A 25,495-nucleotide genomic window follows, 5' to 3' on the forward strand; every position below is an offset into this window, starting at 1 on the left:
AGCGGAACCGCAGATGCGAATCAATTCTGTGGCTGAGGTCTACGGCGGAGCGTCCGGCACCGGGCACGTACTCGGGCAGGATCTGGTCTTGACCGCATCTCATGTGGTGGCGGACGGTCATGCAGTGTCGGTACGGACTCTCGGGAGCGCCGAGTGGGTCGATGCTGACGTGATCTGGCGTGGCACGGGGGATGTGGACGCGGCACTGCTGCGCACCCGGCAGCCCCTCCCGTCCGAAACGGTGGATTCTTCGCTGCGCTGGGGAAGCGTCGGAACCCACGAGCAGATCTCTTGCCGGGTCACCGGCTTTCCGGCCGTCCAGGCGCGCTCCAGCGGAGTTCGTGACACCGACACCTTCTGCGGCCAGACGGTGCCCGGGGCGGGCTACAAGGACGGCCGGATTGTCATCCAGTCCGCAGGGGGTCCGCGCGACCGTATCGGGTCGGTTTCCCCCTGGGCGGGTATCTCGGGAGGCGCGGTGTTCTCGTCGCCCGAATCCCATCTGCTCGGGATCGTCGAGTCGGTGCCTGCGGGCTACCCGAACAACCGCCTGAAAGTGGTGCCGACGAGCACTCTCCTCAAGGACTCTCGGTTCCGCGAGTTCGTGGGTGATCCTGCAATTCGCTCCGTGACCAAGTCCGGCTCCGTGATCCACCCGCCGTACGGGACGCTGCCGGACCGCCATCCAGATTCTTGGCTGCTCGACCCTCGCTACGCGATTGTCGACTTCATCGATGACGGGGGGTGGCTGGATGACCTGACGAAGTGGGCCACCTCTTCCGAGCCGTTTAGCATCGGCGCCATCACCGGCAGCGGCGGGATGGGCAAGAGTAGGCTCGCCGCCGAGTTGGCGGATCGCATGCGGCAGGTCGGCTGGGACGCGGGTTACCTCAACATCGACAATGTTCAGAGCTGGCATGAGGTCTCGTCCGAGCAACCCTTGCTCATAATCATCGACTATGCGAGCCGATTCGGTGAGCGGCTAGCCGGGCTCATCGAACGGCTCGCGGCGAACTCGTCGGGAAAGCCGGTCCGGCTCCTTCTCGTCGAACGAAGATTGGGAGCCTGGTGGGAGACCGTCAACCGGTTGACGCGTCGACGTGCTCAGCATCTTCTCGACGAGCACGTCGTACTCCACGAAAGCTCAATCAGCCCGGAATCGGTGAGTCGGCACCTGGAACTGGCTATGAGCTCACTGTCCCGGAAGCTCGGGGTGGAGCCGATCCCGACGAGCGAGATCCGGACCGGACACTCGACCAGCCCGCTCCTGACTCACATCTCGGTACTGCTCGCACTCAGGGGAACGGGACTCGCACTCGGGGCTGCGGAACCGCTAGGACGTAGTCCGGCCACGCGGGAAGCGCTGCTGCAGGGCTTGCTCGATCGCGAGGTCACGCGGTGGGAGGCAGCCCTGGAGGCTCACAAGCTGGGTCATCTCCATCCCACCCAAGCGGGCCGACTCGTGGCTCTGGCCTCTCTCTTCAGCCCCACGCGAGCCGAGGCTAAGGCGCTGCTGGAGAGGATGCCGGAGATCTGCTCGCAACCGGACGTCCTCAAGGCTGTCGAGTGGCTTGCGGACATGTTCGGCTCCGAGGACGGGGTGATTCGTCCCGTCGGGCCGGATCTTGTCGTCGAGCACCTACTCGAAACACTGAACGACCTCGACTCGCTCGTCCTCCGCCTGCTCGACGCCCGTGATGCCCTTACCGATGCGCCTCGGACGAGAATGTTCCACCTGCTGAGCCTTTCAGCGCAGAACGGAAGGAACTCCCGGGCCGCGCTGACGGCAGCCTTGGCGAGGCATCTGCCGCAGCTCCTAGAAGCGGAGATCAGCAACGCGGAAACTGAGGACCATAGCTTGCTCGCCGGAGCCTTGTCGGTCTGTGACAAGTCCAATATCGCGTTGTCGAGAATCGCCCAGCAGGTCGCAGCGAGCATTCCGTCTGATTCGGACAGGCTCGCCGAGGTCCGGGCAGAGGTTTTCAGCCTGGCGATCACCCGCAGCCGCAGGCGCGCTGGTGGCAGCATCGACGAGGTTCCGGACGAACTGCTCGTGGAGGAGCGCGCTGCGGACTTCGCGGAGCTCGGACGCCTGCTCAACGAACTCGGGACGAGCCTAGGTCGCCTCAGCCGTTGGGGACGGGCGCAAGCCGCGACGCTGGAGGCCGTCGAGATCTTCTCGGTACTCAGTGCCAAGTTCGGCAACTTCCACGACCGGCGCAGCCTTGCGGTTGCGCTCAGCCACGCAGGAAAGTTTTTCAGAAGTCTGCGACTGCACGACCAATCTCTGCGATCCGCGATGAGGGCTACCGAGCTGTGGCGCGAGCTCGCCGCGGAGGATCCGAAGGAAAGGGAAGACCTAGCCATAGCCTTGACGAATCTGGCGGACTCCCTTTGCTCCGCAGGGAAGCCGGCCGAAGCAATCGCCTATAGCACCGAGGCCATAGCACTCCTGCGATCCGAGTTGCGTCAGGGCGGCGAGCGCGCAAGGCCCCGGCTCGAGCGGGCTCTCTCTGAGCTGACCCATCACCTGATGGAGGCCGGGGACGTCGACCGGGCACGGGAGGCGATCACCGAGGCCGCCAACTCCAAGGGTTTCGAAGTGGGACAGACCGTCGAGACCAACAGGCTTGACTCGGTCGGCTACCTCAACGGATTGGCCGCGGAGTTGCTGTTGCGCGAGGGTGAGTTCGAGAAGGCGAAGTCCTGCGCCATCATCTCGGCATCCGCCTACGGCAAATATGCCCACGAATACCCGGGAAATTTTTACTACCTGCGCGGAAGCCTGCAGCTTCTCCTCAGAGTTCTGGACGCGGCCGGCGAGGCCGAGGATGCAGCCGCAATGCGAGCGGATCTGGCACATCTACTCCTGGAGCCAGGCATCGAAGACTACGACAAGGAGATCCAAGAGTTCCAGGGGTTCGCGCACGTCATCGAGGGCCGAGGTGCTTCAACGATATTCTCGAAGGTTCCGTTGCGTTGAGCGTTGGCAAGATCGAGGCAGGCTTGAGTAGTGAGGTCATCGATCCGCCCGCGCTCGTGGCTGCCGCCGAAGTCGGCGTTCGCTGGCTTCCGGTTCCCGGCCGAGGTGATCGTCGTCGCGGTCCGCTGGTACCTGCGGTACAACCTCTCGTACCGTGACGTAGAGGAGCTACTGGTCGAACGCGGCATCGAGGCCGACCAGGTCACCGTCTATCGATGGGTGCAGCGGTTCACCCCACTGCTGGCCGACGCCGCCCGATTCGCCCGTCACTCACCCGGCGACAGGTGGCACGTCGACGAGACTTACGTGAAGGTCAACGGAGTCTGGCGCTACGTCTACCGGGCGATCGACCAGTACGGACAGGTCATCGACGTGCTCGTCTCGGCCCGCCGCGACGCCGGCGCGGCCCGCCGGTTCTTCCGCCGGGCACTGTCCACACTGATGGTGACACCCAGCGAGGTGGTCACCGACGCCGCCGCAGTCTACCTCGGCGTGCTCGACGAACTGATGCCGCACGCGTGGCACCACGTCGAGCAGCACGCCAACAACCCGATCACAGTCGCCTCAAGCGCCGGCTGAAACCGATGCGCGGGTTACAGACCGATCGGACCGCGCAGGTGATCATCGCCGGACACGCCTTCATGCAGAACCTGCGACGTGGACATTACGAACTCGCCGTCGACGCCCCGCCGACAATGCGGATCGCCGCGGCGTTCACAGAACTCGCCCAAGCGATCTGACTGCGGACCCGACAGGGCTCAACACGTCCACCGATCCCACAACGCAACGGCGCCCCGGATGCTGCGCGAGTACTACAACGCCTGCGGCGACGGCCATGCACTCCAGGCTCTCCTGTCCAATCGGCCGCTGCTGACCTTCGTGCTCGACCGAGTGTTGCCGGTTCTCGTGGGCCCGCGCTGGAGATAGGCAAGAAGCGCTGGCGAGGGGCATACCAGGGACTCTCGCAAGCTGGACCGCTGCCGACCGTTCAGAAATCACCCGGCCATGCCTGGCCACCTGGTCGGTGCCCGCCGTCGCACCCACCTCCGGAGCCGTCCACCGACAAGGGCATACCCGCCGACCAACCTCACCACAGGCCTCGACAGATCCGGTCATGCGGGGTGTACGTGCGGGTTGACGGGGCCGCCCCGGTTTGTGGTCCGCCCGGCGATGAGACCGTTGGTTGGTACAGCCCGCTCAGTCACAATGGCCCGGTGCCTCTATTTGAGATGACCGATGACGCGCTGGTCCCGGTGCCTTCGACGACGTTCGCGGTGGAGCAGGTCCTCGAACGCGCGGATCTCCAACGACTGCTACGGGCTCGGATCGACATGATTGTTGACGGCGTGCTTGTGGTGTCCGAGGAGTTCGGCGCGTTCGCTGACGCCCGGAGGCGGGTGGACCTCCTGGGACTGGACCGCGACGGCCGGCTCGTGGTGTTCGAACTCAAGCGGACCACCGATGGCAGTCATCTGGAACTGCAAGCGCTGCGCTACGCGGCGATGGTGTCGGTGATGACCTTCGAGGATCTCGTCGAGCATTACGAGCGGTACCTCGCCCGTGTCGAGCCGGTAGCGGTCGACGACGCACGCTCGCGGCTGGTGGAGTGGTTGGAAGACGTGGGCGGTGAAGATGCCGTCCTGAGCCGGGAGGTGCGCGTCGTTCTCGTAGCCGGCGGGTTCGACCGGGAGATCACCACTACGGTGCTATGGCTGACCGACGTGTACGGACTCGACATTCGGTGTATCAGGCTCACACCGTACAAGGTCGCCGAACGGCTACTGCTCGACGTACAGCAAGTTATCCCCCTACCCGAGGCCAGCGAGCTGACCGTGCAACTGCGTCGCCGCGAAACCCAGGCACGCGCTGTACGAACCGACACCCGAGACTGGACTCCGTACGTAATCATCACGCCCGACGGTCGCGGTGAGCCACTTCGCAAACGCCGCGCGGTTCTGGCGATGGTGACCGCGCTGCACCGCGCCGGCGTACCAGCTGAACAGCTCGCTGAAGTACTGACTCGCTCCAAGTTCCTCGACGTCGAGGGTCAGTTGACCGGACAGGAGCTCACAGACGCCTTCCTCACAACCCATCCCGCGCAAGCGAACCGTCTGGGTCGATGGTTCCTCGACGCGCCGATCCACGACAGCGGCCGCACGTGGGTGCTGTCGAAAATGTGGGGCACCACGACTCAGCCGGTCCTCGAACGGCTCGTACCGCTGGCGCCAGTTGCCGGCTTCGGATTCGAGGCAGTGCCGGGCGAGTAGCAGCGGCCTAGTACTGCAACGGCAGTTAGGGTGTTGGGTAGCCGCGTCTGCGGTAGTGGCAGGCGCGGGCCTGGTGTTGGCGTCTGCGTCGCCAGTGTGACCAGGCCTCCGTCGCCCAATTTTTCAGCAGGTTTGGGCCGACACGCTGGAAGGCGATCCGATGTCCGAACGCGAAGAGCGGGAAGAGATCAGCCCAGAGGAGCTGTTGCGACGGGTGCGGGAGGCGGGCGGCAGTTTGGTACTGACCGGACTGGACTCGGCCGAGATGCGGGCGTGGCGGCACGCCGCGAAGAACGCGTATCTGCGGCTGCTACGGGTCGGGCAAGAGCGGCTGATCCGTGACAGTAACGACCCCACCACACTACGACTACGGATCGTCGACACCAGCGACGAGACGAGTGGTCATCCGGCGGAGTGCTCCGACGCCGAGTTCGACGAACTGCTCCGGTCGATGCGGCCACGGCCGGTACCACCACGCACCGCCGAGTTTGTCGGCAGGGTGGTACCGGTACCCTCCCGGGTGCCCAAACCGCACCCGTTGGTGGTGGAGCTGGTGGCAGCCGCCGAACGCCCGGAGCGGCTGTTCGCCGAACGGTGGGACAAGCCCCTGCCACCGCGCAAAGCGCCGGTGGTGCGGATGGCGCGGATCTGGCAGGCCATCGTCGACGAGGCGGTGTTTCGCGGCTACGACGTGCGCGTCGATATAGACAGCTACAACGCGCACGACCGGGGACACCTCGTGGTGATCATGCGGCCCGACGAGTGTCCGATCAGCCTCACCGCCATCACCCGAGGCACGCTGCAGCTGAGCTTGCCGTCGGAGAACCGGCGTCGGCGTGGCGACGTGTGGACCGACGAGCCGGACCGGCGGATCGAGACCTGCCTCGGGCAGCCGTTCACCCGCATGGAGCAGCGAGCCGATGCCGCGATCGCGCAACGCGCCGTGGAGCGGCGGCGGACAGATGAGCGGCGCCGGACGTGGGAAGCGGCGATGAAGACCGCGAAGCGGGAACTCGCCGAGGACCACCGTCGTCAGACGGTCGTCGACCGCATCGCCGAGGTAGCCTTCAGTGACCAGGCCCGCGCCTACAGTCGAGCGTTGCGGGCGTGCGCCGCCGAACTAAAGCCGGCGAAGCGCGACGAGGTCGTGGCGTGGGCGGACTGGATCGACGCATATGCCGACACGATCGACCCACGCCGGCAGCTCATCGGCATGCCGGCCGTCCCGGAGCCGGGTCCCGACGAGCTGCGGCCGTACCTGCACGGCTTCAGCCCGTACGGGCCGTCGCATTACTGATGCCACCAGCGTCGATTGGGATGCCACGGCGTGCGGACAGGAATCGCGACCGGTCGCTGCGGCGGTGGCGCGGGCCGGCGTTGGCGGTGAAGCTCGGCCGGGTCGACAGGGGCGGGTAGCCCGGGCGGGTCGATGACGGGATCGACCTCGTCGGCGTACCGCCGGGCCCACCGCAGCCACTTGTCATCCGGGTCCATTCCCGCGGCGACGAGCTGGTCGCAGTGGCCGCGAATGTCCTCGGCCAGGCTCCAGGCCCGGACCTGTTCGCGGAGGATCTCGGCCCGGTAGTCGGTCAGGAGCCGTTCCTGCTCCTCGGCTCGGCGTCGCTCCTCTCGCCGCCGCTGCCGTCGACGTTCCCTGCTGACGGCCCGGGCCTGGCGGACGATCTCGTCGAGGATGTCGCCGAGCTGCTCTTCGACCGGCTGCTTGGCTCGGTCGGCCCACCTGTCGCGGCCACCGGTGCCGGCACCGACGAGGCCCACCACGACGCGCAACGTCCACCGGGCGCCGGTCTCCTCGTGCACCCGCACGCTGTAGGGCTCCTCATCGGCCACCACCTGCAGCAGCGCTGCGTCCTGGCCCGCCCGCACCACCAAACCCCGCCGTTCGGCTTCCCGGGCGAGCGCCTCCAGCAACATCAAGGTCCGTGAACGGTTCTGCGGCGAGGCCGGTAGCCGTGCCGGCTGGTTACGAAGCGCGTCCACCACGGGATGCGGATCGGCCAACAGCTCCGGTACCAGTATCCGCGACCCCACGCCGGGTCGGTTGGCGCGCCACGGATGCTGCCCGGGCTTGAGCTGGATGACCAGGTCGCCGCTGTTGCGGCCACGGTGCAGCAGATGCCACCCGTCGGGCACCTCGTTGTGCTGCTTGAGCGCATGGATCGCACGCCGCCACGCGGCTCGGATCTGCTCAGGGGGATCGGCGACCTGCACCACGCCGCCACCGTCTTCCAGCAATGCGAGGAAATCGGCAGCGGTCGCAGGCGGGGGCGTGGTCGCCGGCATTGTCTTCACGAGCGCACCTCCACCGTGGATGCCGGTTCATTCCCCCGCCTGTGCCGGCATTAGCGTCAGTGGCGGATGGAACCGGGCCCCGGTTCATGGTTCATCGGCTATGAGAGCGCTGGTTGACCGTTGGTGATCCACTGCTGCGCGAACCGTCTGCTTTCAAGGTGCTGGCACGCATGTTGCCGGTGTCGTCGGCGTTCTGGTCATCGGTCGGTTCGTTAGCGACCGCCGTTGAAGCGCAGCAGCGGTACGTCGTACAGGTCGGGGTCGGGGACGCGACGCATGGCGGGTGCGGCGATCTCGATGATGAGCATCTCGGTGAGGAACTGCACGGTGGCGGCGAGCAGGTGGCTGGTGTGGCCGGTGGCGCTGTGCTCCTTGAGCCCGACGCTGACGTGGATGTGCGGCAGGATGCGATCGTCGGTGGCGTCGTAGGCGATGGTGCCGCCGCCGAGGGCTTCGACGTTGGTCAGGTGGACGCGGTCCCAGACCGGGGCCTGGGGGTTGTCGAGGCGTTGGCAGGTGCCGACGATCTCGACGGTGCTGAACCCGGCGATGAATACGGGGATGTAGCCGTGGCGGATGCCGTTGATCCGGCATGCCTCGGCGAGGGCGGTGAAGAAGTCCTCGCCGTGGTCGAAGGTGACGCCGATCATCCGCCCTGGCGTCAGGTCGTGACTACGCATGCTGCTCCTTGCGGCGGTCGTGGGTCGGCCATGGCCAGCGGTCGGGGTCGGCGGTGCCGCCGGCCACGGCGAAGGCGCCGCCGACGAGGTCGCGGTCGGCGCCGGTGGCGAGGGCGACGTGCAGCAGGATGCGGGCCTTGTACGCCTCGAGGAACCCGGCGCCGATCAGCCCGCGCCGTTGCAGGTCGCTTTCGGAGCCGGGAAAGGCGTACGTGGCCGACAGCACCGGGCCGGCGCCGGTACGGGAGGCGAGGACGACCGGGATCGTCGCGGCGAGCGTGGTGAGCGGGTCGACGAGCCGCTGCGGGACGTGGCCGGCGCCGAGGCCGGCCACGACGAGGCCGTCGAGCTGGTCGGCGCCGGCGAGCAGCGTCCCGTCGTCGCCGAGGGTCACGGTGTACAGCCCGACGCGCGGCGTCCGGGTGAGCGGCTGGACGGGCACGGTCAGGCGGTGGGGCGGTCGGGTGAGCAGCCGTACCGCGCCTTCCACGACGTACCCGAGCGGGCCGGTGTCGGGCGAGCGGAAGGTGGCGCCGCTGGTCGAGTGGGTCTTGCGGACGTGACGGGCGGCGTGGATCTCGTCGGCGAACACGACCAGCGCGCCGAGGTCGCGGGCGACCGGGCTGGCGGCGGTGCGGATCGCGGCGAGGACGTTGGCCGGGCCGTCCGCGCCGGCCAGGGTGGGGTTGCGCATCGCGCCGGTGACCACGAGCGGGGCCGGACCGGCGTGCAGCAGGTCGAGCAGGTAGGCGGTCTCCTCGATCGTGTCGGTGCCCTGGGTGACGACGACACCGTCGACGTCGCTCGCGGTGCGTTCGGCGATGAGGGCGGCCAGGGCGGTCAGGTCGTCGAAGCCCAGCGAGGCCCCGGGCAATTGGCGGAAGGTGTGGACCCGCACGTCGATGCCGGTGTCGGCCAGGCCGGGGACGGCGGCGATCAGCTGCTCGCCGGTGAGGGTCGGCACCACGCCGCCACCGGCGTTGCTCGACGTCATGGCGATCGTGCCGCCGAGGGAGAGCATCAGGACCGATGCCGGCGTCTGTGCCACCGCTTCTCCTTGTCCGTATGGTGTGCCTGCGGCAGCCTGCCACAGGCTCGGGGTCGAGTGGAATGTCACGTCAGTCGGCCCAGGTAGTGGCAGGCGGCGTTGAGGCCGTCGGTGGACAGCAGGCGGCTGCGTGGTCGCAGGAGGCCGTCGATGCCGGCGGTGGCGAGCTCGGAGCAGCGCTGGCGCAGCCAGGACCAGTTGAGGCCGAGGTATTCGGCGATGGCCATCAGGCGCTGACCGGAGCGATGGGCCGTGGTGATCGAGTCGGCTTGGCCGCCCCGTGCGACATCGTCGTACCGGCGCAGGGCGGTGCGCCGGTCAAGGGCATCGACGTGCCATAGCCCGTCGGAGCGCACCCAGTTGGCGAGGAGGACTTGCGCGTGGGGTGCGAGCACGAAGCCTTCAACAGCGCCGTAGCCGGGGTCGGGGTTGACGTGGACCGCGATGCGCAGCGACTCCATGAACGCGGCCGATAGCAGCAGCAGGACGCGTTCTGCCTCGGGACTTGCGCGTACCGCGGCTTCGGGGATGCAGAAGATCCGTGTGACCGGGGAGGTGGGGGTGGTGAACCGGCGGCTCGTGGCGCACAGGTAGTCAATCTTGTGGCGGAACAGCAGCCAGGTGCTTGCTTCTTCGCCGTACTGCTCGCTGGTCCAGAAGACCGGCCGATCCGCCACCGTGGTGAGGTGGCGGCTGATGTAGCGGGCGCAGAAGTCCGAACCGAGCCACATCTGGCTGACCGGGGTGAGGTCTGCTGCGGCGTCCCGGCTGACCGCGGAGCCGGGCAGCTCGGCGTAGCGGCGGAGTCTGGGCATGCTCTCGGCGAGCGCGGCGTCATCGTTGAGGAGGGCGTCGTCCATGCCGCACAGCGCCCAGATGATGCCGAGGGTGAGGGCGTCGAGGCGGTAGGCCGGTGAGATTGCACCGGCTCCCAGCGGCGGCCCGGCTGCTACGGCGATGGCGGGCTCGTCGCCGTGGCGTAGTTCCGCGACGGCGAGGTTTCGTAGCCCCGCGGCCACGACGTGGCGCGAGCCGCCGTCCCTGAGGGGCGGGAGGGTCGGGGCATGCGGCTGTGGAGGAGCCGCGGTCAGGGTGAGCGTGGTCGTGGGCAGCGCGCGGCCGAACGGCAGGGTCAGGAGCCGGTCGACCGGCCACGCCGGCGGCGGGACTGTCAGCTGTACCCCGGGTAGGGCCGCTGCCAGCCGGCCTTGGGTGCCGCCGGTGAGGTCTGCGGTGACACCAAGGGTGGTCCTCAACGCGTCAGCGTATGTCGATCCTAGAGACGGGGCCGTGCGTCGCTGGTGCGCGACGGCGGTGCGCACGGCGCGGGCGGTGGCGGCGGCCACGGCCCGCTCCTGTTTGCGTTCGAGTTCGACCAGGGGCAGGAGACGGGCGAGGGCGCCGCAGGTGTCCAGGGCCGTGTCGCAATCGGTGGTGAACGTGGTCGTCGGCCAGCGCAGCGCCTTCTCGACCTTGGCGACAAGATCTGCGCTGACGTGCAGTCGCTCACCCAGTTGCGCTTGTGACCAGCCGCGCCGCTCCCGCCACGATCGCAGCTGCGCGCCGAAGTAGTGCCTGGCCGAGGTGTGCGGCGAAAGCTGGCGTGGAGTCTGGGCCATCCCATCCTCACGGAGTGGGCCGACCGCGTGCGCCGGCGAGGGCGCGCAGGTGGCGGCTGCTCGGTAGCGGTACGAGTTACCGTACACGTTGCTCAATTCGATGTCCGCCCCTTTGTGTCACCACAGGTGAAACGGCCCGCTGTTCAGGCGGAGCGCGTGGCGGCAACCTCGAGCGCGGCGTCGAAGACGTCTGCCGACTGACCCCTGGGGTACTGCGGGACCGCCTGGGGGTCAGTTTTGAAGGTGGCGTTGACGCACGTCCGGCCGGGGCGACGGTGTCCACGGTCGCGTAGCCGGGGCCAGCCGTTGATACCGGTGATGCGGACGGTCGGATTGTCCGAGGGCGCTGGCTGGCCTGGCAGGTTCGAAGGTGGGGACGCTTAACGTGACCGGGGTGGCGGGAAAGCGACCGTCAGGGGCTACCGTGCCGGCTGCGGAGGAAGGGGTGAAGGCTCGGCAATGATCAGGTCTGTGGTGTTCGACGTGGGTGAGACGCTGCTGGACGACACGCGGGAGTTCGCCGCGTGGGCGGACTGGATCGGCGTGCCACGCCATACGTTCTCGGCGGTGCTCGGTGCCGTGACGGCGCAGGGCCGCAACAATGCGGAGACGTTTCAGTACTTCCGCCCAGGCTTCGACCTGCTCAAGGAGCGGGAGCGCCGGGAGGAGGCGGGACTGGGCGAGCAGATCGACGCCGCCGATCTCTATTCGGACGTGCTACCGGCGCTGACACGTCTGCGAGCCGGCGGACTGTGGGTCGGCATTGCGGGAAACCAGACCGCCCGAGCCGCTGCCCTGCTGCGAGCGCTGAACCTGCCGGTTGATGCGATCGCCACCTCTGGTGAGTGGGGTGTGGTCAAGCCTGATGCGGCGTTCTTCGATCGGGTCGCGAAGTTTGCCCGAGGCGAACGTGCCGAGATCGTCTATGTCGGGGATCACCGTGACAACGACCTGATTCCGGCGCATGCCGCGGGTTTCCGTACAGCGTTGATCCGCCGCGGCCCCTGGGGCTATCTCTGGGCCGACGAACCGCAGGTGCGTCAGACCGCGGACTGGGTGGTGGACTCGTTGACCGATCTCGTCGACGTGCTGGCGCCTATGACCTGAGGCCCGCCGCGACACCGGTCCACCGCGCCAGGTCGCGCAGCGTGGATGACGGTGAGGGTACTCGGTGGCTGAGGGTCAGCAGTGCCGCCTTGACCTGCGGGTGGTAGCGGACGTGTTGGGGTGCGACCTTCCGCGCGGCCTGAAGCGTGGTGACGGCATCCTCGTACCGGCCGCACCGAGTCTGGGCGTCGGCGAGGTCGACGAAGAAGTGCGAGCGCCGCTCGGCGGGCACTCTCAGCGGGGGCACCCAACCGGAGGCGATGCGCAGGGCGTCAGCCGGATCGCCAGCGTCCATCGCCAGCGAGACGTGATGGATGCGCACCGAGGCGGGGCCGAATGCGGTGCCGGCGTAGACGCCTTCCTGGATATGTGCGGCGACCCCAGCCGCTTCATCGATATGGTCACGTGCCCGGTCTGGTCGGCCGGCGCGCGCCGCCAACACGGCCGCCCGCATATGCAGAGCACCGTATGCCGCTGTGGAAACGTCCCCGATAGGAGTCATCGCAGTGGCGGCTCGCTCCAACATGCGACGACCGATGTCCCATTCGCCGCTGGCGAAGAAGATCTCCGCCCGGACGTAGGCCGCAGCCGCGATTGTCGGCGCGTCGCCGGATTCCTCGGCCATGAGGGTCAGAATGCCGATGATGCGCGCTGAGAGGTCGTAGAGCCCGAACTTGTCCGCGATCGCGTCCGCGGCGCGGAACGCTTGGGCGAGCAGTCGGGCCAGTTCCGCCCGCCGCTGCCCATGGGCGGCGTGGTAGGCGCGCAGATACGCGGGTAATGCGGATGGCAATTCCTCGGCGAGCCCGACGTACTGCGAGGCCAGCCGCATCCCGACGAACCGTTCGACGCCGTGCCGTACCTCGTCCAGCGGCGGCGACGGCCCATCGTCGGGGAGATCGTAGGCATTAAGCACTCGCCGTAACGCTGGTAGGTGTGCGAGCACCGTCTCCCGTTCCACCGCGCCGGGGGTGGCGCGGACGCCTCGATGCTCGGCCTCGGCGGCGGCCCACAGGGCGACGAGTTCGCCGTCGCAGGCGAGCGCCCGGTCGCAGCGATCGACAAGGTCGTGATTCGCGCGTCGCTCACCCTTCTCGATCTTGCCGATGAGATCCCCGCTGACGTGCACCAGTCGTCCGAGTGTGTGCTGGGACAGCTCGCGCTCCACGCGCCGCTGTCGTAGTCGGGCACCGAAGAGATGCGCCGCCGACAGCGACGGCTGCAGCGATCGCGATCTCTGTCCCATGGCCTTTCTGGTCCGAACCCAGTCGCGGCAGTTCTCCGGATCTGTAGCGTCGCCCGAGATGCAGTAGCACTAATCGATGTTATGGCAGCTCGATGTCGCGCGGCTGCCTGCACCAGCGCAGTTGTCGCCGCATGCGGACAGAGTCGATAGTTCGCATGCGGCGATCGGTCGACGCCAAGGAGCGCGGGGCGGGGCTGGTGCGGCACAGCGGCCGGGTGGCGGACGCACTGACCATGCGCGGCCTGCTGTCCCACGCGGCCGGCGCCCGACCGCCCAGCGCACTCGATGGGTCGACCTGTCCTCGCAGTCGGGTCAGCCTGGCCGGGTCGCGATGATCGCCTCGGTACGGATGACCTGGATGTAGCGGCCCGAGGGGTTGGTCGCGGTCAGTGCCCGGCGAAGGTCGGCCTCGTAGGCGTCCTTATTGTCGCCCAGCAGTGCGGGTGCGGAGTACGAGTAGGAGAACTGCAGGCCGACGACCTGGTCGAGGGTTCGTTCCAACTCCCAGGTCCAGCTGACGACCTCTACGTGGCCGAACGGCGAGTGCCGTAGTACCTCCTCGTGTCGCTGCTCGGGATGGGTGTAGGTGCCCGAGCCAGCGCGGCGTTCCGGACCCAGCCACGTGGCGCGTACCTCGGTGACCACGTCTTCCCACGGCGGCGGCGCCGAAGCCCCTGCCGGCCCGCCGCTGGCCACGACGACGGCACCGTTCGCGACGATCATGCGGTCGAGTGTTCGTAGCACCTCGGGGCGGTCCATCCAGTGGAACGATGCACCCATGGTCACTAGATCCAGTTGGTCAAGCCCCATGGTCGGTAGTTGGTAGGAGTCGCCCACCCGCCAGTGGATGTTCGTGATCCCGCGCTCCGCTGCCAGGGTGCGGCCCTCGTCGAGCATGGTCGGCTCCGGGTCGACCGCGATCACTTCACGGACGTCCGCGGAGAGGGGGACGGCGATCTGGCCAGGGCCGCAGCCAAGGTCCAGGGCGCGCTGCGTGCCGTCGAGGCCGAACCGTTCGCGTAGGTAGGTGAAGAACTCGCGGGGATACCCGGGGCGGTACCGGGCGTAGTACGGGGCGGTTGATCGGAAGAGTTCGTCGGGCTGGTACTTCACCGTGCCGGCTCCTTCGGTGTGTTTGCTGACTCGCGGACATCCGGGCGACGTCCGTCAGGGACCGGTCCGGTGGCAGGCGTATCCGCCTCGTGCGTGGCCCGCGACCCACAGCGGAGGCCAGCCATGGCGGCCCGTAGCGGGGCGGCGCCAGCGCCCTTCACCAGAGAACCATCCGGGGCCCGGTCTGGCGCGCCAAGTAGCTGGCGCTCCACAGGGGATAAATCGTTACGTGCGAGAAGTTCCGGTGACGGGTCGTCGACCCGCGCGAGCCAGCGGTAGCCGTATTGCATCATCAGCGCAAGTCGTGGTTTGCCGGAGGTGTTGATCCCGCCGGCATGCCAGGTGCGGTTATCGAAGAGAACCGCATCGCACGGTCCGATGTCTGGCGTGATGGCTGCGGGTGGGTCGACGGCGCCGGCGGGGATGGCGGGACGTTCGGTCAGTAGGTGACTGCCTGGAAGGAACACGGTGATCCCGGAGTCTGGCGTGAGGTCGGTCAGATAGTAGGCGCACTTGACCGCCATACGCGGCACGTTTTCGTAGCCGAGGTCCTCCGCTACGCCGTACATGTCACGGTGCCAGCCTGGCCGTTCAGGTGTACGAATCGTGCGCGGTCCGTCGGCCGACAGTGACGGTAGGGCGACCAGGTGGCTCGACAGGAGGTGGATGTTCGGGCTGAGTAACGCCACGATGATGGAGAGGACGTTCGGGTTGGCAACCAGTGGCCGGAAGGCGTCGTCCAAGCCCACGCAGCCGCGAAATCCGTCCTTGCCGTCGGCGCCACGGTCGCGGCCGCGTGTCCGGTTCGAGGCGAGTAGGGCCTCACACGCCCGCCGCAGCACAAGGCGCTGGTGAGGGTCGATCGCGTCGCGGACGACCACGATGCCACGTTCGTTGAATTCGTCAATCAGACGGAGATCGGGGCGGGGAAACATGAGGTGCTCGTCTCATTCCTGTCAGCAGGCGGTGCAGATCGCAGCAGCGCTATGGCACGCGAGGCGAGGGAGTCGCTGTCCATGCCCGACTGGCGTAACAGGCATGTGGCGGACATCGGCCGTCCGGGATCGACATAGCCCACGATCGTGAACCTTTCGGGTGCCGGACGCGGCCACAGGAGAGCGCGGGCGGCCTCGGGGAAGAACGGGACGGCCAATAGGACCGGGGTGGTGACGCCGAAGATCGCCGTGAACCGCTCGGCGGACAGGCCCAGCGGCCATGTATGGGGACTGCCGAGTGCGGTCAGATCGTGAATGGCGACGAACCGTAAGTGCACGTCGGGAAGCCTGGTACGTAGCGTTCGTGCCGCGGCAGTCATCTCACGCGCTGCGATATCGCCCGCTGCAGCGAGCACGAGATCCGGGCTTTCGGGGTCGGTGAGGTGGGGCCAGACCGCGAGTCCGTCACGCAGCTCGACGTCGAGCGTGTCGAGCGGATGTTCCGGCACGGGATGTTTGCTGGCAATCACGACGGAACATCGGTCGAGCTTGCGTAGCGCGAAGGTGAGGCTCGCCGCCGCTCTCGGAGCGTCGGCAGGCGTCTGCACGTGCACCGATGGGTCCTCGGTGGCGAGCAGCGCCGAGACGAACCCAGGGTTCTGGTGGCTGTAGGTGTTGTTCCACCCGAGGCTGGTGATCAGGTACACGACGCTGGGCTTGGCCGGACGCTGTGCGTGGCGCGCGAGTGCTCGATACTTCAGGTGCTGGGTAAGCAGGCTCGACGCGATCGGTGCGAACGCTTCGTACGTGGCCACCACCGAGCGCCTGCCGGTCTCGAGGTAACCCTGCGCCCACGCGTGGCAGATCTCCTCATTGAGGACCTCGACAACCCAGGGTGGGGTGTGACCCATCGGATCGGACAAGCCTATTCGATTGGATGCCAGCTCGTCCGGGCTGAACAGTCGAAATCCGCCGGTGGCTGCGCTGTCCGCGAGTACTTTCGTGATCGATTCGGAGAAGCTCATGCCTGTTGCGGCGGCCGCGCGCACAGTGCAGGACTGCACGCAGCCCCGGGGCGCGCCGAGGTTTGGCGTACGTGGCGATGGCGGACCGCACAGCGCGGCGGATACCGGTGTGGTGGGGCGGCCGTGGGGGTCGAGCAGTTCGGCCGGCCGGTACGACAGCAGCCAGGAATACAGCGCATCCCGTTCGGCCCGATTGTCGCGGGGGTCAACGAGCGGGGTCTTGTGTACCCGGGGAGTGGCCCCGATCCGGATCCCGTCCACGGTTTCCGGGCCGGTGTGCCCCTTGGGCAGGGTGCAGATGAGCACGGACGAGGGCCCATCCTCCAGAGGGGCGGCAGCGGACAGCGCCGCGGCGAGGGCCTCCGGCATATCGCTGGGGGCGTCCACCACGAACGGTCGGTATCCGAGTCCGTCAAGGTACCGCTGGACCGATTGGGGGCCGAGCCGCCCGAGCAGGGATGTGCCACCCATGCGTAGACCGTTGAGAAGGATGACGGGCAACACCCGGCCGTGCATGCCAGTTCCGCGAAGTGCATGAGCAGCCAGCCAGGCGGCAGCCGTCGCGCCGGTTTCGCACTCACCGTCACCGATGAGTGCGACGACCAAGCGGTCCGGGGCGTCCAGTGCCGCACCGTGGGCGAAGGAGAGGGCCGGACCGAGCTGGCCACCCATGTAGAGCTGGTCAGGAAGGAGCGGTGTGATCTCACCGCCGAGGTCGTCCGGGTGCGGAAAATCGGTGACCAGCGCACGCAGCCCGGCGGCAGACTGCCGGAACCGCGGATAGACATGCCCGAGTCGTCGAGTCAGGTACCCGTACGCAAGGGCTGCCGGCCCGGCGTGACCGGCGCCATGTACCACGATCGCGTCATTACTGGCAGGCGCATGGGCGAAAATCGGGCCGAGGCTCGCCAGCAGAAGATTGACCGATGGGCAGGTGCCCCAATGGCCGGACGGGTGCTCCTTCACATCCTCCGCGGTAATGGGCCGCTCGAGCAGGAGGTTGTCGCGCAGGTACAGCTGCGCGGCCGACAGGTAGTTCAACGCCCGCCAGGCCGCGTCGACGCAGTCGCGAGGCACGGTAGCCTCGGCGATGGCGGCTGCTTGCGCCCAGGGATTGCCGCGTCTAGACGTCACGGCGGCTCCTCGCCTCGACGGCCGCCACCGCTGCCGCGACGCGGCCTGCGCGCACATCGGGCGAGCCGGCCTCCCCGATGAGCAGCAGGAGCTGGTCCACCTCGTGGTCGGGAAGGTCGGCAAGATCCAGGCCAGCGGTTGCCAAGGCGGATGCCAGGTCGTGCGGGACACGGCGCACACGGCGACGTGACAGAGGCCGTACAGTCACCGGAACACGACCGTTGGCCACCGTGCTGGGTCGGTCGAGCCGGAGCGCGAGCTGACCGGCCACGACGAGCGCCACCCGCACCGACGCTGGCGCGTCGCCGATAGCCACCCGAAGCCGGTGCCCCCGAGAGTTGCCGACCGGCGCACGTAACGGCAGTACCAGCAGGGTCCGGCCAGCTACCTCCCGGACCTGCCCGATGACGCTGACATGGTTACGGGGATCGACTGGGAGCGGTTGAAGGTCGCTCATTCCGCGGTCCGCCGCTGGTGAGGTACCGGTGGTAGCGCGGCGATGGTGACCGAGCCCGCTACGGCGCCGGGCCCTCGTGTCGCCTTGGCCGCAAACAGGCACCGATCGACAGCCGAGACGAGGTGCACGTACAGGTGCCGACTCCATCCTGGGCCCGGCCCCACAGCCGGCAGATCGGTGCGGGACAGGATCGCCAAGGCGAAGGAGACCGTACGCGGCAGTTCGGTAGCGAGCAGACGGGCAAGACAGACGACGCTGTCATGGAAGACAGCCAGCCCTTCGGTCTGCGCGGCCAAGATGATCTCGTCACCGCCGAACGTTGAGGCGCACCCGCCGCTGAAGTCCTGCCGGTGGAACCAGGACGTGGTGACCTCGCCCAGTTGCCGCATCAGTGCGTTGCCTGCCAGATGCCCGAAGCTCATCGGGTCGGCCACGTTGGCCGCCTCGACGTACTCCTTGAGATGATCGACGTCGCCGACCGCGAGCCCTACCGTTTGGCCGTTTTGCAGGGACTGCCACAACAGCGCGGGGAACTCGTCATCGAAGTCCGGATAGGCAACGAGGCCCGTGATCGGATCGTGTCGGGCGGCGGTGCACCATCCTCCGGCAACGGGCAGAGCAGCCTGCTGACGGACCGCTGTCACCATGCGCTGAGCGGATGTGACCTGTAGGCCCTTCGGTCGCTGTGCGCTGGTCACGCTCGGCCCCTTAGCTCAGCCGTCGTTGCCTCGGTAACAGGCCCCGGGGGAAGGAAGTCGACCAGTTCGAGAAGAGTACCGATCCGAGGTACATCAGGGTGACTGGTTGCCGGGGACTCCTCGTCTCGCGACAGATGGATAGCCTGCCAGCCAGCGGCCAGCGCTCCTATCACGTTGCTTTCCCACGAGTCCCCGACGTGCACAATCGTGTGCGGCTCGAGCCCGGTGCGGTCGATGACAGCGCGAAACGCGGTCGGCTCTGGTGTGCAGAAGCCGATCTCCCAGCTGTGTAGGACGAGCTCGGCGTAGGAGTAAAAGTCAGGCACAGGGCCAGGATCTAGATAGCCGACGGCGTTGCTGAGGTAGAAGATCCGCCACCCGCCCCGCGTCAACGTCTCCAGCGTGGTGACGGCGTCGGCATACAGGCGAGGCTGGCTGATGTCGGTGCGGCGGCGTCGTATGACGTCGGCGACCACGCCGGCGTCCTCGCGGCGTCCGCAGCCTTCGGCTACCACGGCTCCCAGACTGTCTGGCGTCGTACGCCTGCGCTTGCCATGTTCGATCAACAGATCTCGTACGAGTGGCCGGTCCACGCCGAGCAACGCGGAGATCTCCTCGGCGAGCGTGCCGCGTTCCATCTCTACTAACGTGCCGCCGATGTCGAAGCAGATCGCTCTGAGCAGATCAGGACGCACGGATACCTCCCACGGTGAGGGTCAGTCGGTCGTCGTTGGCTACGCGGTAGCGACTGGTGAGACCGACTCCGTCGGGCAACGGCAGCAGACCGCCTGCCGGCACTGGGGGCTGTTCGAGAACGTGATGTCGGCGCGGATCAAGGGTGAGGTGGTATTCGACGGCTGGGATGGTGGCGTCATCGCAGAGCGCGGCCAGGTGGAGCGCCGCAGGGAGACTCGATGCGTGCGGGAAGCTTGGCAGGCCGCAACTGGCCGCAAGGTCAACCATCGCCAGAGCGTGGGTCAGGCCGCCATGCCAGGCGACGTCAGGTTGCCAGACCTGCACGCGCCCCGAAACGATCGTGGCGATCTGGTCCTCGGGGTCGTAGGCGTGCTCCCCGGCGGCCAGCGGGACGTGCACCCCGGGCCACGCCGGCGAGTCGCCGGCCAAGGGCTCCTCGACCCACGTGACGTCCGCCTCGACCAGCGCCGGAAGCAACCTCAACAGATAGGCGCTGCTCCAGCGACCGATACCATCGATCATCAATCGTGCGTCAGGCCCGATCGCTTCCCGAAGACGGTGCAAACGGCCGATGTCCGCGCGGGGGCTTTCGTCGCGATCGACGCCGGTCAGCCGCCACTTCTGTCCCCAGAATCGGGATTCAACGATCCAACGTGCGATGTCCGGTGCGAGTGGATGGCCGACGTCGATGCCGAACGCCGTGGCGTACGCCGGGACAGCGTCGCGGTAACGTCCGCCCAGCAGGTCGGCCACGGTTCGGCAGGCGCGCCGGCTGCGCAGGTCCCACAGCGCGAGCTCAACGGCCGAAACGGCTAGCCGGAAGTGTGGTCCGCTACAGTGGCGACCAATGACGGGCAGTCGGCTCAGCCAGCGCCAGGCGTCAACGGGGCAGCCGACCAGGGCGGGCGCGATTTGGTCGCGGATGACCTCGATGACAGCCGCACTGCAAGGGCCGAACATGCCGACCGCTCCGTCGCTATCGTGAACCTCTATGACATACCGACGCTGGGTCTCCGGCCACGGCGGACGGGTTGGCCGACTCACGGCCGCTTCGGCCCACTCGGGCAGGACGCCGTCAGCCGTCTGGGGCTGAGCCGTGAGCGCAGTCGTCCGCAGCTCTCGGATGACTGCGCCCGGTGCGGGTGCTGGCACGTCAGCCGCCTCAGATCCGGGTGCCCGACAGCGGCTCGTCGGCGAAGCTGAAATACCACAGCGGCCGGTAGTTCTCCCAGGACCTCGGGCGAAGCCCAGTCGGTGCGAACAGCCGTTCAAGCTCTCTGCGCATGCGCAGGTAGTACTCGATTTCGCGTGCACCGTCGGCGGCGAACACGTCCATCAGGTCGTTGTGCGGCTGGTATACCTGAAAGCGGGGAAACGTCGTGGTGACCGGAACGAACCGGGTGAGATGCTCGACGGCGACCTCAGGCGAGTCCAGGCCAACGATGTAGGTGAAATCGGTGACGATGCCCCTGTCCTTTGCCGTCGCCAGAACTTCCACCATTTGAGTCGGCGTCAGCCTGGCCTTCGACTCCTTAAGGATGAGAGGGCGGCGGCTAAAGCACTCGGCTGTCAGAGTGAGGTGGAAAGGTCCAATCGCAGCGGCCTTATCCAAGCCCTCACGGGACGTCAGAACACTGCTCAGGAAGTGAATATCGCCGGAGCAGCCGTGCGCGGCCATCGCGGCGCGAACTTGGCGCAGGTGGTCAACCGCCAGGTGCTCGTAATGGAAGCAACCGGTGCAGACGGTCACCGTCTCCACTTCCGATAGATCTCTCAAGTCGAAGTCGGACACAATGGCGGCGAGGTACGCGTCCAGATCGGCCAACGCGGCTAACCGCGGGTCCGACGACGCCTCGAGAGTGTTTGGGCAGAAGACACACCCGGTGCACTGACTGCGTGCGTTCGAGTTCAGCGTCAGGACCTTGCGGCCGTTGCGCCAATATCCCAGCACTGCGTCGTCGTCCTCCAGCGCGTCCACGACGCCGATACGGCGGCCGTTGAGGCACAACCTGTGCTCGTCGAGTTCGAAGGGGGATCCGCTCCGGCCGAGGGACAAGATTAGGTAAAGCTGCTCGTCCGGTCGCGAATCAAGGCGCAACCGAAATCTCATCCGCGCCTTGTCCAGGCGCGACCGCACCCCACACGAATTGAGTGCGATGAGGAGAATGTCCTCCTCGTTTATTCCCCATTCTCGGGAAAGGCTGCTGACTTGTTCAAGGCTATTGATCATCGCCAGCTCCGCTTTCTGTTGTGACTCGGGCGTTGTGTCCGGTCCTACGGATGGAGCGGGCCGCCTACGGGCCGCAGCCACATCGTCCGCTTCCACACCTGCGCTGAGGTACCCCGCGTATGCGGACAAGAGAGTTGTCCGCATGGACCTCTCGCTCAGTGGATGCCGAAACCGGGCGCGAGCTTTCCGTCCCGCCGCCATGGCGGCCGGCCGACGTGCTGCTGCCTGGATGCCCAGACTGGGTTCACGTCAGCGCTGGCACGGGCCGCGCCTGCGGTAGAAGATCGAATGGGCAGCGTGGTTCGCTGCGGGAACGGCGCGTCATTTCAAAAGTTCGGACGGAGCGGTGCTCGCGTTCACGCCCGCTGATTGAGGTGGGTCACGTCGTTGTGCTGAACAAGCTGCCATCGTTGTTCGACTACGACGCCGGCGTACTCGCGGACGGGGCGCAGGGTGGTGACGGCGGTGTGGTCGAGGGCGAGCTTTAGCCGGCCGAGGGTGTCGACGCCCAGGAGCAGGTGGAACGCGGCGGTGAGGGTCTCGCTGTGGCCGACAACGAGGACCCTGCCGGTGAGGTCATCGAGGATCGTCTGCAGGCAGGCGCTTGCGCGTGCCAAATAGGCTGCCCAGGTTTCGGCGCTCGCGCTGGCGGGCCGGACGGGGTTGTCCGGGTCGGTACCGGCGGCGCGGGCTTCGGCCCAGGTGAGTCCTTCGGCGGTGCCCGGGTCGGGAACGCGAAGGTCGTGCTGCCCGGTCACGGGTAGGTGTAGCGCTTCGGCGATGATGTCGGCGGTCTCGCGAGCCCGCGGGGTAGTGCTGGCGTGGATGGCGGTGACAGGCGCTTCGGCGGCGAGTCGTTTGCCCAGGGCTGCGGCCATGTCCCGGCCGCGCGACGTGAGGCCGGTGCAGGATGGCCCGGCAATGATGCCGGCGATGTTGCAGTGCGCTTCGCCGTGCCGGGCGATGAGCAGCTCAGGGTGGGGAACTGGTGCGGTCATGCGTCGGCGGCGGTGGCGTGGAAGGCGCGACCCTGCAGCATGGCGGTGCGATGCGGGCGGTCCGGCAGCGCGTCAAGCTCCGCCTGGACGTGGTCGACGGCGGCCTGGACGGCAGCCAGCTCACGTGGTGGGAAAGGTGTGGGGATCGGGCTGAGTGGAGTGGCGATTACGCCGGTGGCGCCGGCGCGGACGCTTGCGGCGATACGGCGTGAGGAGCCATCCCAGAGTTGGAAGGTGTCGCCGACGACAGCCCGCAGGGCGGTGATGCCATCGAGTCCGATCTTTGCGATCTTCCCGCCGGCTGGCAGGACGCCGGCAGCTGTCGCGGTGGCGGCCAGGCGGGCGTCGAGCACGGTCGGGGTGTACATGGGGTGGCTGTAGATGTAACTGCCGGGGGGTAGATCGGCGAACAGACGCAGCGCTGCCGCGGTGTCAGGCAGATCCCGCATGACCATCATCGGGGCGATACCCCGCCGGGCGGCTACGGCGAGGTCGTCGTGGTGCCAGCAGCAGGCGATCAACCGGGATGGGTCGATCGTTTCCAGCCAGATGTCGAGCACCTCGGCCCGTTGCGCGACGGTGAGCAGGTCGCCGCGGGTGGTCGAGCCGGACACCAGGAACGCGTCGACCCAGGTGGCGGCGGCGCGCTGGACATACGGCGGCAGGGCGGCGCGGTCGATGCGGCCGTCGGGGGTGAGCGGGGTGAGGGTCGGCACGACGACGGAGCACGTCATGCCGTCACGCTTCCGGCGTGGTAACGGATGGCGGCGTCGATGAGAGCGGCCGCGACGTCGGGCGTGTGCCGGTCGGTGTCGATCCTCAGTGCGAACTCGTCCGGCGTGGCGGTGCGCAGGTCGGTGGCGGTTTCGTCCCAGGCGGTCAGGCGGGCGTCGATGTCACGGCTGCCGCGTAGGCGGGCCCGTTCGGCAGTCACCTCTCGGGGGCACCACAGCAGCACGGTGGTCCACGCGGCCGGGTAGGCCAGCAAGGCGCGTACGCCGGCGACCTGACCCATGTGCACGACCGGTATGTGGCCGGCGGCGAACGCGGCATCGAGGCCGGGCCGGTCGACGATGTACCGGTTGCGGTAACGGGCGTTTTCGTAGATCACCTGACCGGTGGCGCGCAGCGCGGCCAGTTCGTCTTCAGTGGTGATGCGGTAGCCGGTGGAGTCGCCGTGTTCCTCGGCGAGCTTGAGCTTGCCGAACCCTACGTAGCGTGGGTCAAGCCGGTGTAGCGCTGCGGTGATGGTGTCCTTGCCCGCCGCGGGCGGTCCGTACAGGGCGATGCCGGCAGATATCACGAGGGTGAGACTATCTGGCTGAGCCGGCTGGCCTGAGCGGTGAGGGAGACGGGGGCCTGTCTGCCGTTGTCGACGACGAAGTGCGGCACGGCCGGGCGCAGCGATGGGTCGATCCACCTGCTGTATGCGTCCCAGTTGCTGAGCTTCCAGCTGTCTCGGGCGGCGTCACGCTTGGCCAGATAGGCGTACATAGACTCGACATCCGTGTCGACCCAGATCGTCACCGCGTCAACGCCCGTCGTGGCGCACCGGGCCGTGATGCGCCGCAGCCAGGCAAGGTCGGGCAGTTCCTGCAGGAACGGGGCGGTGAGGATCGCAGAGGTGCCGGCGTCGAGCTGGGCGAATGCGGCGGCCATCAGGCAGCGGTACTCGGCCGGGCGGACCTCGCGCAGGTAGGTCGCGGAGTGCCGGTCGTTGGGGTCGGCGTCATGGGCGAGCAGCAGGTTCTCCACCAGCGGCCGGGTGAGCCGGTCCTTGTCCAGCAGTGGCCACCCGGTCATCCGAGTCAACAGTTCGCCGAGTTCGGTCTTGCCGGAGCCGGCGTACCCGCCGATTAGCAGCAGCACCGGCCGGCTGGCATCCTCGTGCAGTCGAGCGCGATAGGCGGCCAGCAACCGCCGCTGCAGTGAACTGATCTCGGGAGCGTGCGGATCCACGGCGGTCGCGCTGGCAGTCGCCTGCTCCAGTACCTCGTAGCCGGAAGGCAATGTGTTGGCGCTAGCACCGTCTGACGTTGCCAGCGTCATGAAGCCTCGTTGCCTATGGCGCTGCTCTTCGACCGCCGGCATGAGGGCCGCCAGCGCGCCGCCGCTGTCCAACACGGCATCGCATGCCTGGGCGAACTCCGACGACGGCCACCGCATCGCCTTCTCGACCTTGCCGATCAGGTCGGCGCTCACATGCAGCCGGTCGCCAAGCTGGGCCTGGGACAATCCTCGGCGTTCCCGCCACCGCCGCAGCTCAGCGCCGAAGCGGTGTCGAGCGGACACATGCGGGTTGAGTACGCGGGGGCTCTGTCCCATCCCTCACCTCCGACCGTCAGTCCATGGATGGCTTCATTGATCCCCTGCCTGGATTAGCGATACCAGGCCGGTACCGCATGCCGGAAGGGAACCCATGCGGACAGCTCAACTGTCCGCATCGACGGCATCGTCAACCGAGTCCTGCGCGCACTCGAACGTCGCTGCGCTGAGAGTGGCACGACGACCGCTGCGGACACACACCAGCGTCATGAGCCGCGTAACGACTGTCCGGGCAGGCATGCGGACAGCACGGTCTGTCCGCATCGACGGTATCGACACGGCTGATAGGCGGCGGCGATGGTCGATGCACAGATCGGCCAGGTCATGTCTGACCGATTTTCTCGGCGGTGATGAGGCATGGCTGGTGGTCGGTTGGCCCATCAGCGTGGCGAGGACTTTCCCTGGTTGAACCCGATGCCAGGACGATACCGGCATTTCATTGAGATCTACTTATCTGGAGGAGGCGGTTACCCCATGGTGAACCGACCCGGCGAGGCCGCGTCCACGGTGATGGTGTAAGAGACGATCACCGAGAAGATCCGGGTTGATGTTATGCGGCGATCTCCGCTGTTGGGGAGTCGTCGGGTGGTGCGGCTTCCCCGTCGATGACGGTCAGCCGGG

Annotated in this window: 22 protein-coding genes and 1 pseudogene; 6 read left to right on the forward strand and 17 right to left on the reverse strand. The window is 67.5% G+C overall.

The features are described 5' to 3' along the window. Positions 1-13: 13 nt before the first annotated feature. From ACNTMW_RS14145 to ACNTMW_RS14160, 4 genes and pseudogenes are all read left to right on the forward strand, one after another. Positions 14-2,983, forward strand: coding sequence for a tetratricopeptide repeat-containing S1 family peptidase (locus tag ACNTMW_RS14145; protein WP_426633976.1), 2,970 nt, complete (start codon positions 14-16; stop codon positions 2,981-2,983). A 60-nt stretch (positions 2,984-3,043) separates the two neighbouring features. Beyond that, positions 3,044-3,723: pseudogene (locus tag ACNTMW_RS14150) on the forward strand (IS6 family transposase). 474 nt (positions 3,724-4,197) lie between these two features. Continuing rightward, positions 4,198-5,250, forward strand: coding sequence for a hypothetical protein (locus ACNTMW_RS14155; RefSeq protein ID WP_426633977.1), 1,053 nt, complete (start codon positions 4,198-4,200; stop codon positions 5,248-5,250). Positions 5,251-5,410: 160 nt separating this feature from the next. Beyond that, entirely contained in the window at positions 5,411-6,547 is a 1,137-nt protein-coding gene (locus ACNTMW_RS14160; protein WP_426633978.1) for a hypothetical protein, read from the forward strand. On the opposite strand, the gene ACNTMW_RS14165 is transcribed toward ACNTMW_RS14160, so the two are convergent. The 4 genes from ACNTMW_RS14165 to ACNTMW_RS14180 all read right to left on the reverse strand — a co-directional run bounded on the left by ACNTMW_RS14165 (position 6,541) and on the right by ACNTMW_RS14180 (position 10,910). Beyond that, a complete protein-coding gene (locus tag ACNTMW_RS14165; protein WP_426633979.1) occupies positions 6,541-7,563 on the reverse strand; it encodes a hypothetical protein in 1,023 nt (340 codons plus the stop codon). The genes ACNTMW_RS14160 and ACNTMW_RS14165 overlap by 7 nt on opposite strands. A 212-nt stretch (positions 7,564-7,775) precedes the next feature. Further along, entirely contained in the window at positions 7,776-8,243 is a 468-nt protein-coding gene (locus ACNTMW_RS14170; RefSeq protein ID WP_426633980.1) for a PPC domain-containing DNA-binding protein, read from the reverse strand. Continuing rightward, positions 8,236-9,264, reverse strand: a complete 1,029-nt coding sequence (locus tag ACNTMW_RS14175; protein WP_426634006.1) for an asparaginase — start codon at positions 9,262-9,264, stop codon at positions 8,236-8,238. Before ACNTMW_RS14175 ends, ACNTMW_RS14170 begins: the two co-directional genes overlap by 8 nt. 92 nt (positions 9,265-9,356) lie before the next feature. After that, a complete protein-coding gene (locus ACNTMW_RS14180; RefSeq protein ID WP_426633981.1) occupies positions 9,357-10,910 on the reverse strand; it encodes a helix-turn-helix domain-containing protein in 1,554 nt (517 codons plus the stop codon). Between the two features lie 459 nt (positions 10,911-11,369). On the opposite strand from ACNTMW_RS14180, the gene ACNTMW_RS14185 reads away from it, so the two are divergent. Continuing rightward, positions 11,370-12,017 (forward strand): HAD family hydrolase, encoded by a 648-nt coding sequence (locus ACNTMW_RS14185; protein WP_426633982.1) that lies wholly within the window; start codon positions 11,370-11,372, stop codon positions 12,015-12,017. Here ACNTMW_RS14185 and ACNTMW_RS14190 read toward each other — a convergent pair. Beyond that, on the reverse strand, positions 12,007-13,263 hold the full coding sequence (locus ACNTMW_RS14190) for a helix-turn-helix domain-containing protein (protein WP_426633983.1): 1,257 nt from the start codon (positions 13,261-13,263) through the stop codon (positions 12,007-12,009). The two genes, ACNTMW_RS14185 and ACNTMW_RS14190, sit on opposite strands and share 11 nt — an antisense overlap. A 155-nt stretch (positions 13,264-13,418) precedes the next feature. On the opposite strand from ACNTMW_RS14190, the gene ACNTMW_RS14195 reads away from it, so the two are divergent. Next, the gene (locus tag ACNTMW_RS14195) at positions 13,419-13,598 is read left to right on the forward strand and encodes a hypothetical protein (RefSeq protein WP_426633984.1); all 180 of its coding nucleotides are present in this window, start codon (positions 13,419-13,421) and stop codon (positions 13,596-13,598) included. Here the strand turns inward: ACNTMW_RS14195 and ACNTMW_RS14200 are convergent. The 12 genes from ACNTMW_RS14200 to ACNTMW_RS14255 form a co-directional block, all read right to left on the reverse strand. Continuing rightward, the gene (locus tag ACNTMW_RS14200; protein ID WP_426633985.1) at positions 13,576-14,376 is read right to left on the reverse strand and encodes a class I SAM-dependent methyltransferase; all 801 of its coding nucleotides are present in this window, start codon (positions 14,374-14,376) and stop codon (positions 13,576-13,578) included. The two genes, ACNTMW_RS14195 and ACNTMW_RS14200, sit on opposite strands and share 23 nt — an antisense overlap. Then, positions 14,373-15,311: a phytanoyl-CoA dioxygenase family protein gene (locus ACNTMW_RS14205; protein WP_426633986.1), complete on the reverse strand. Its 939-nt coding sequence runs from the start codon at positions 15,309-15,311 to the stop codon at positions 14,373-14,375. The genes ACNTMW_RS14200 and ACNTMW_RS14205 overlap by 4 nt, the downstream gene beginning before the upstream one ends. Further along, a complete protein-coding gene (locus tag ACNTMW_RS14210) occupies positions 15,284-17,470 on the reverse strand; it encodes a phosphoketolase family protein (RefSeq protein ID WP_426633987.1) in 2,187 nt (728 codons plus the stop codon). The genes ACNTMW_RS14205 and ACNTMW_RS14210 overlap by 28 nt, the downstream gene beginning before the upstream one ends. After that, entirely contained in the window at positions 17,460-17,753 is a 294-nt protein-coding gene (locus ACNTMW_RS14215) for a hypothetical protein (protein ID WP_426633988.1), read from the reverse strand. The genes ACNTMW_RS14210 and ACNTMW_RS14215 overlap by 11 nt, the downstream gene beginning before the upstream one ends. Positions 17,754-17,923: 170 nt before the next feature. Next, a complete protein-coding gene (locus tag ACNTMW_RS14220; RefSeq protein ID WP_426633989.1) occupies positions 17,924-18,625 on the reverse strand; it encodes a nucleotidyl cyclase domain-containing protein in 702 nt (233 codons plus the stop codon). Next, positions 18,622-19,320 (reverse strand): HAD family hydrolase, encoded by a 699-nt coding sequence (locus ACNTMW_RS14225; RefSeq protein WP_426633990.1) that lies wholly within the window; start codon positions 19,318-19,320, stop codon positions 18,622-18,624. Before ACNTMW_RS14225 ends, ACNTMW_RS14220 begins: the two co-directional genes overlap by 4 nt. Next, entirely contained in the window at positions 19,310-20,473 is a 1,164-nt protein-coding gene (locus tag ACNTMW_RS14230) for a mandelate racemase/muconate lactonizing enzyme family protein (RefSeq protein WP_426633991.1), read from the reverse strand. The genes ACNTMW_RS14225 and ACNTMW_RS14230 overlap by 11 nt, the downstream gene beginning before the upstream one ends. A gap of 10 nt (positions 20,474-20,483) precedes the next feature. Then, positions 20,484-21,551, reverse strand: coding sequence for a radical SAM protein (locus ACNTMW_RS14235; protein WP_426633992.1), 1,068 nt, complete (start codon positions 21,549-21,551; stop codon positions 20,484-20,486). 356 nt (positions 21,552-21,907) lie between these two features. Further along, positions 21,908-22,549 (reverse strand): histidine phosphatase family protein, encoded by a 642-nt coding sequence (locus ACNTMW_RS14240; RefSeq protein ID WP_426633993.1) that lies wholly within the window; start codon positions 22,547-22,549, stop codon positions 21,908-21,910. Beyond that, entirely contained in the window at positions 22,546-23,283 is a 738-nt protein-coding gene (locus ACNTMW_RS14245; RefSeq protein ID WP_426633994.1) for a dihydrodipicolinate synthase family protein, read from the reverse strand. Before ACNTMW_RS14245 ends, ACNTMW_RS14240 begins: the two co-directional genes overlap by 4 nt. Further along, positions 23,280-23,852 carry an ATP-binding protein gene (locus ACNTMW_RS14250; protein ID WP_426633995.1) on the reverse strand — a complete coding sequence of 191 codons (573 nt, stop codon included), beginning with the start codon at positions 23,850-23,852 and terminating at the stop codon, positions 23,280-23,282. The genes ACNTMW_RS14245 and ACNTMW_RS14250 overlap by 4 nt, the downstream gene beginning before the upstream one ends. Then, on the reverse strand, positions 23,849-24,874 hold the full coding sequence (locus ACNTMW_RS14255; protein WP_426633996.1) for a helix-turn-helix domain-containing protein: 1,026 nt from the start codon (positions 24,872-24,874) through the stop codon (positions 23,849-23,851). Before ACNTMW_RS14255 ends, ACNTMW_RS14250 begins: the two co-directional genes overlap by 4 nt. Positions 24,875-25,495 lie beyond the last annotated feature (621 nt).

This window comes from Planosporangium spinosum (assembly GCF_049999945.1).
Taxonomy (GTDB): domain Bacteria; phylum Actinomycetota; class Actinomycetes; order Mycobacteriales; family Micromonosporaceae; genus Planosporangium; species Planosporangium spinosum.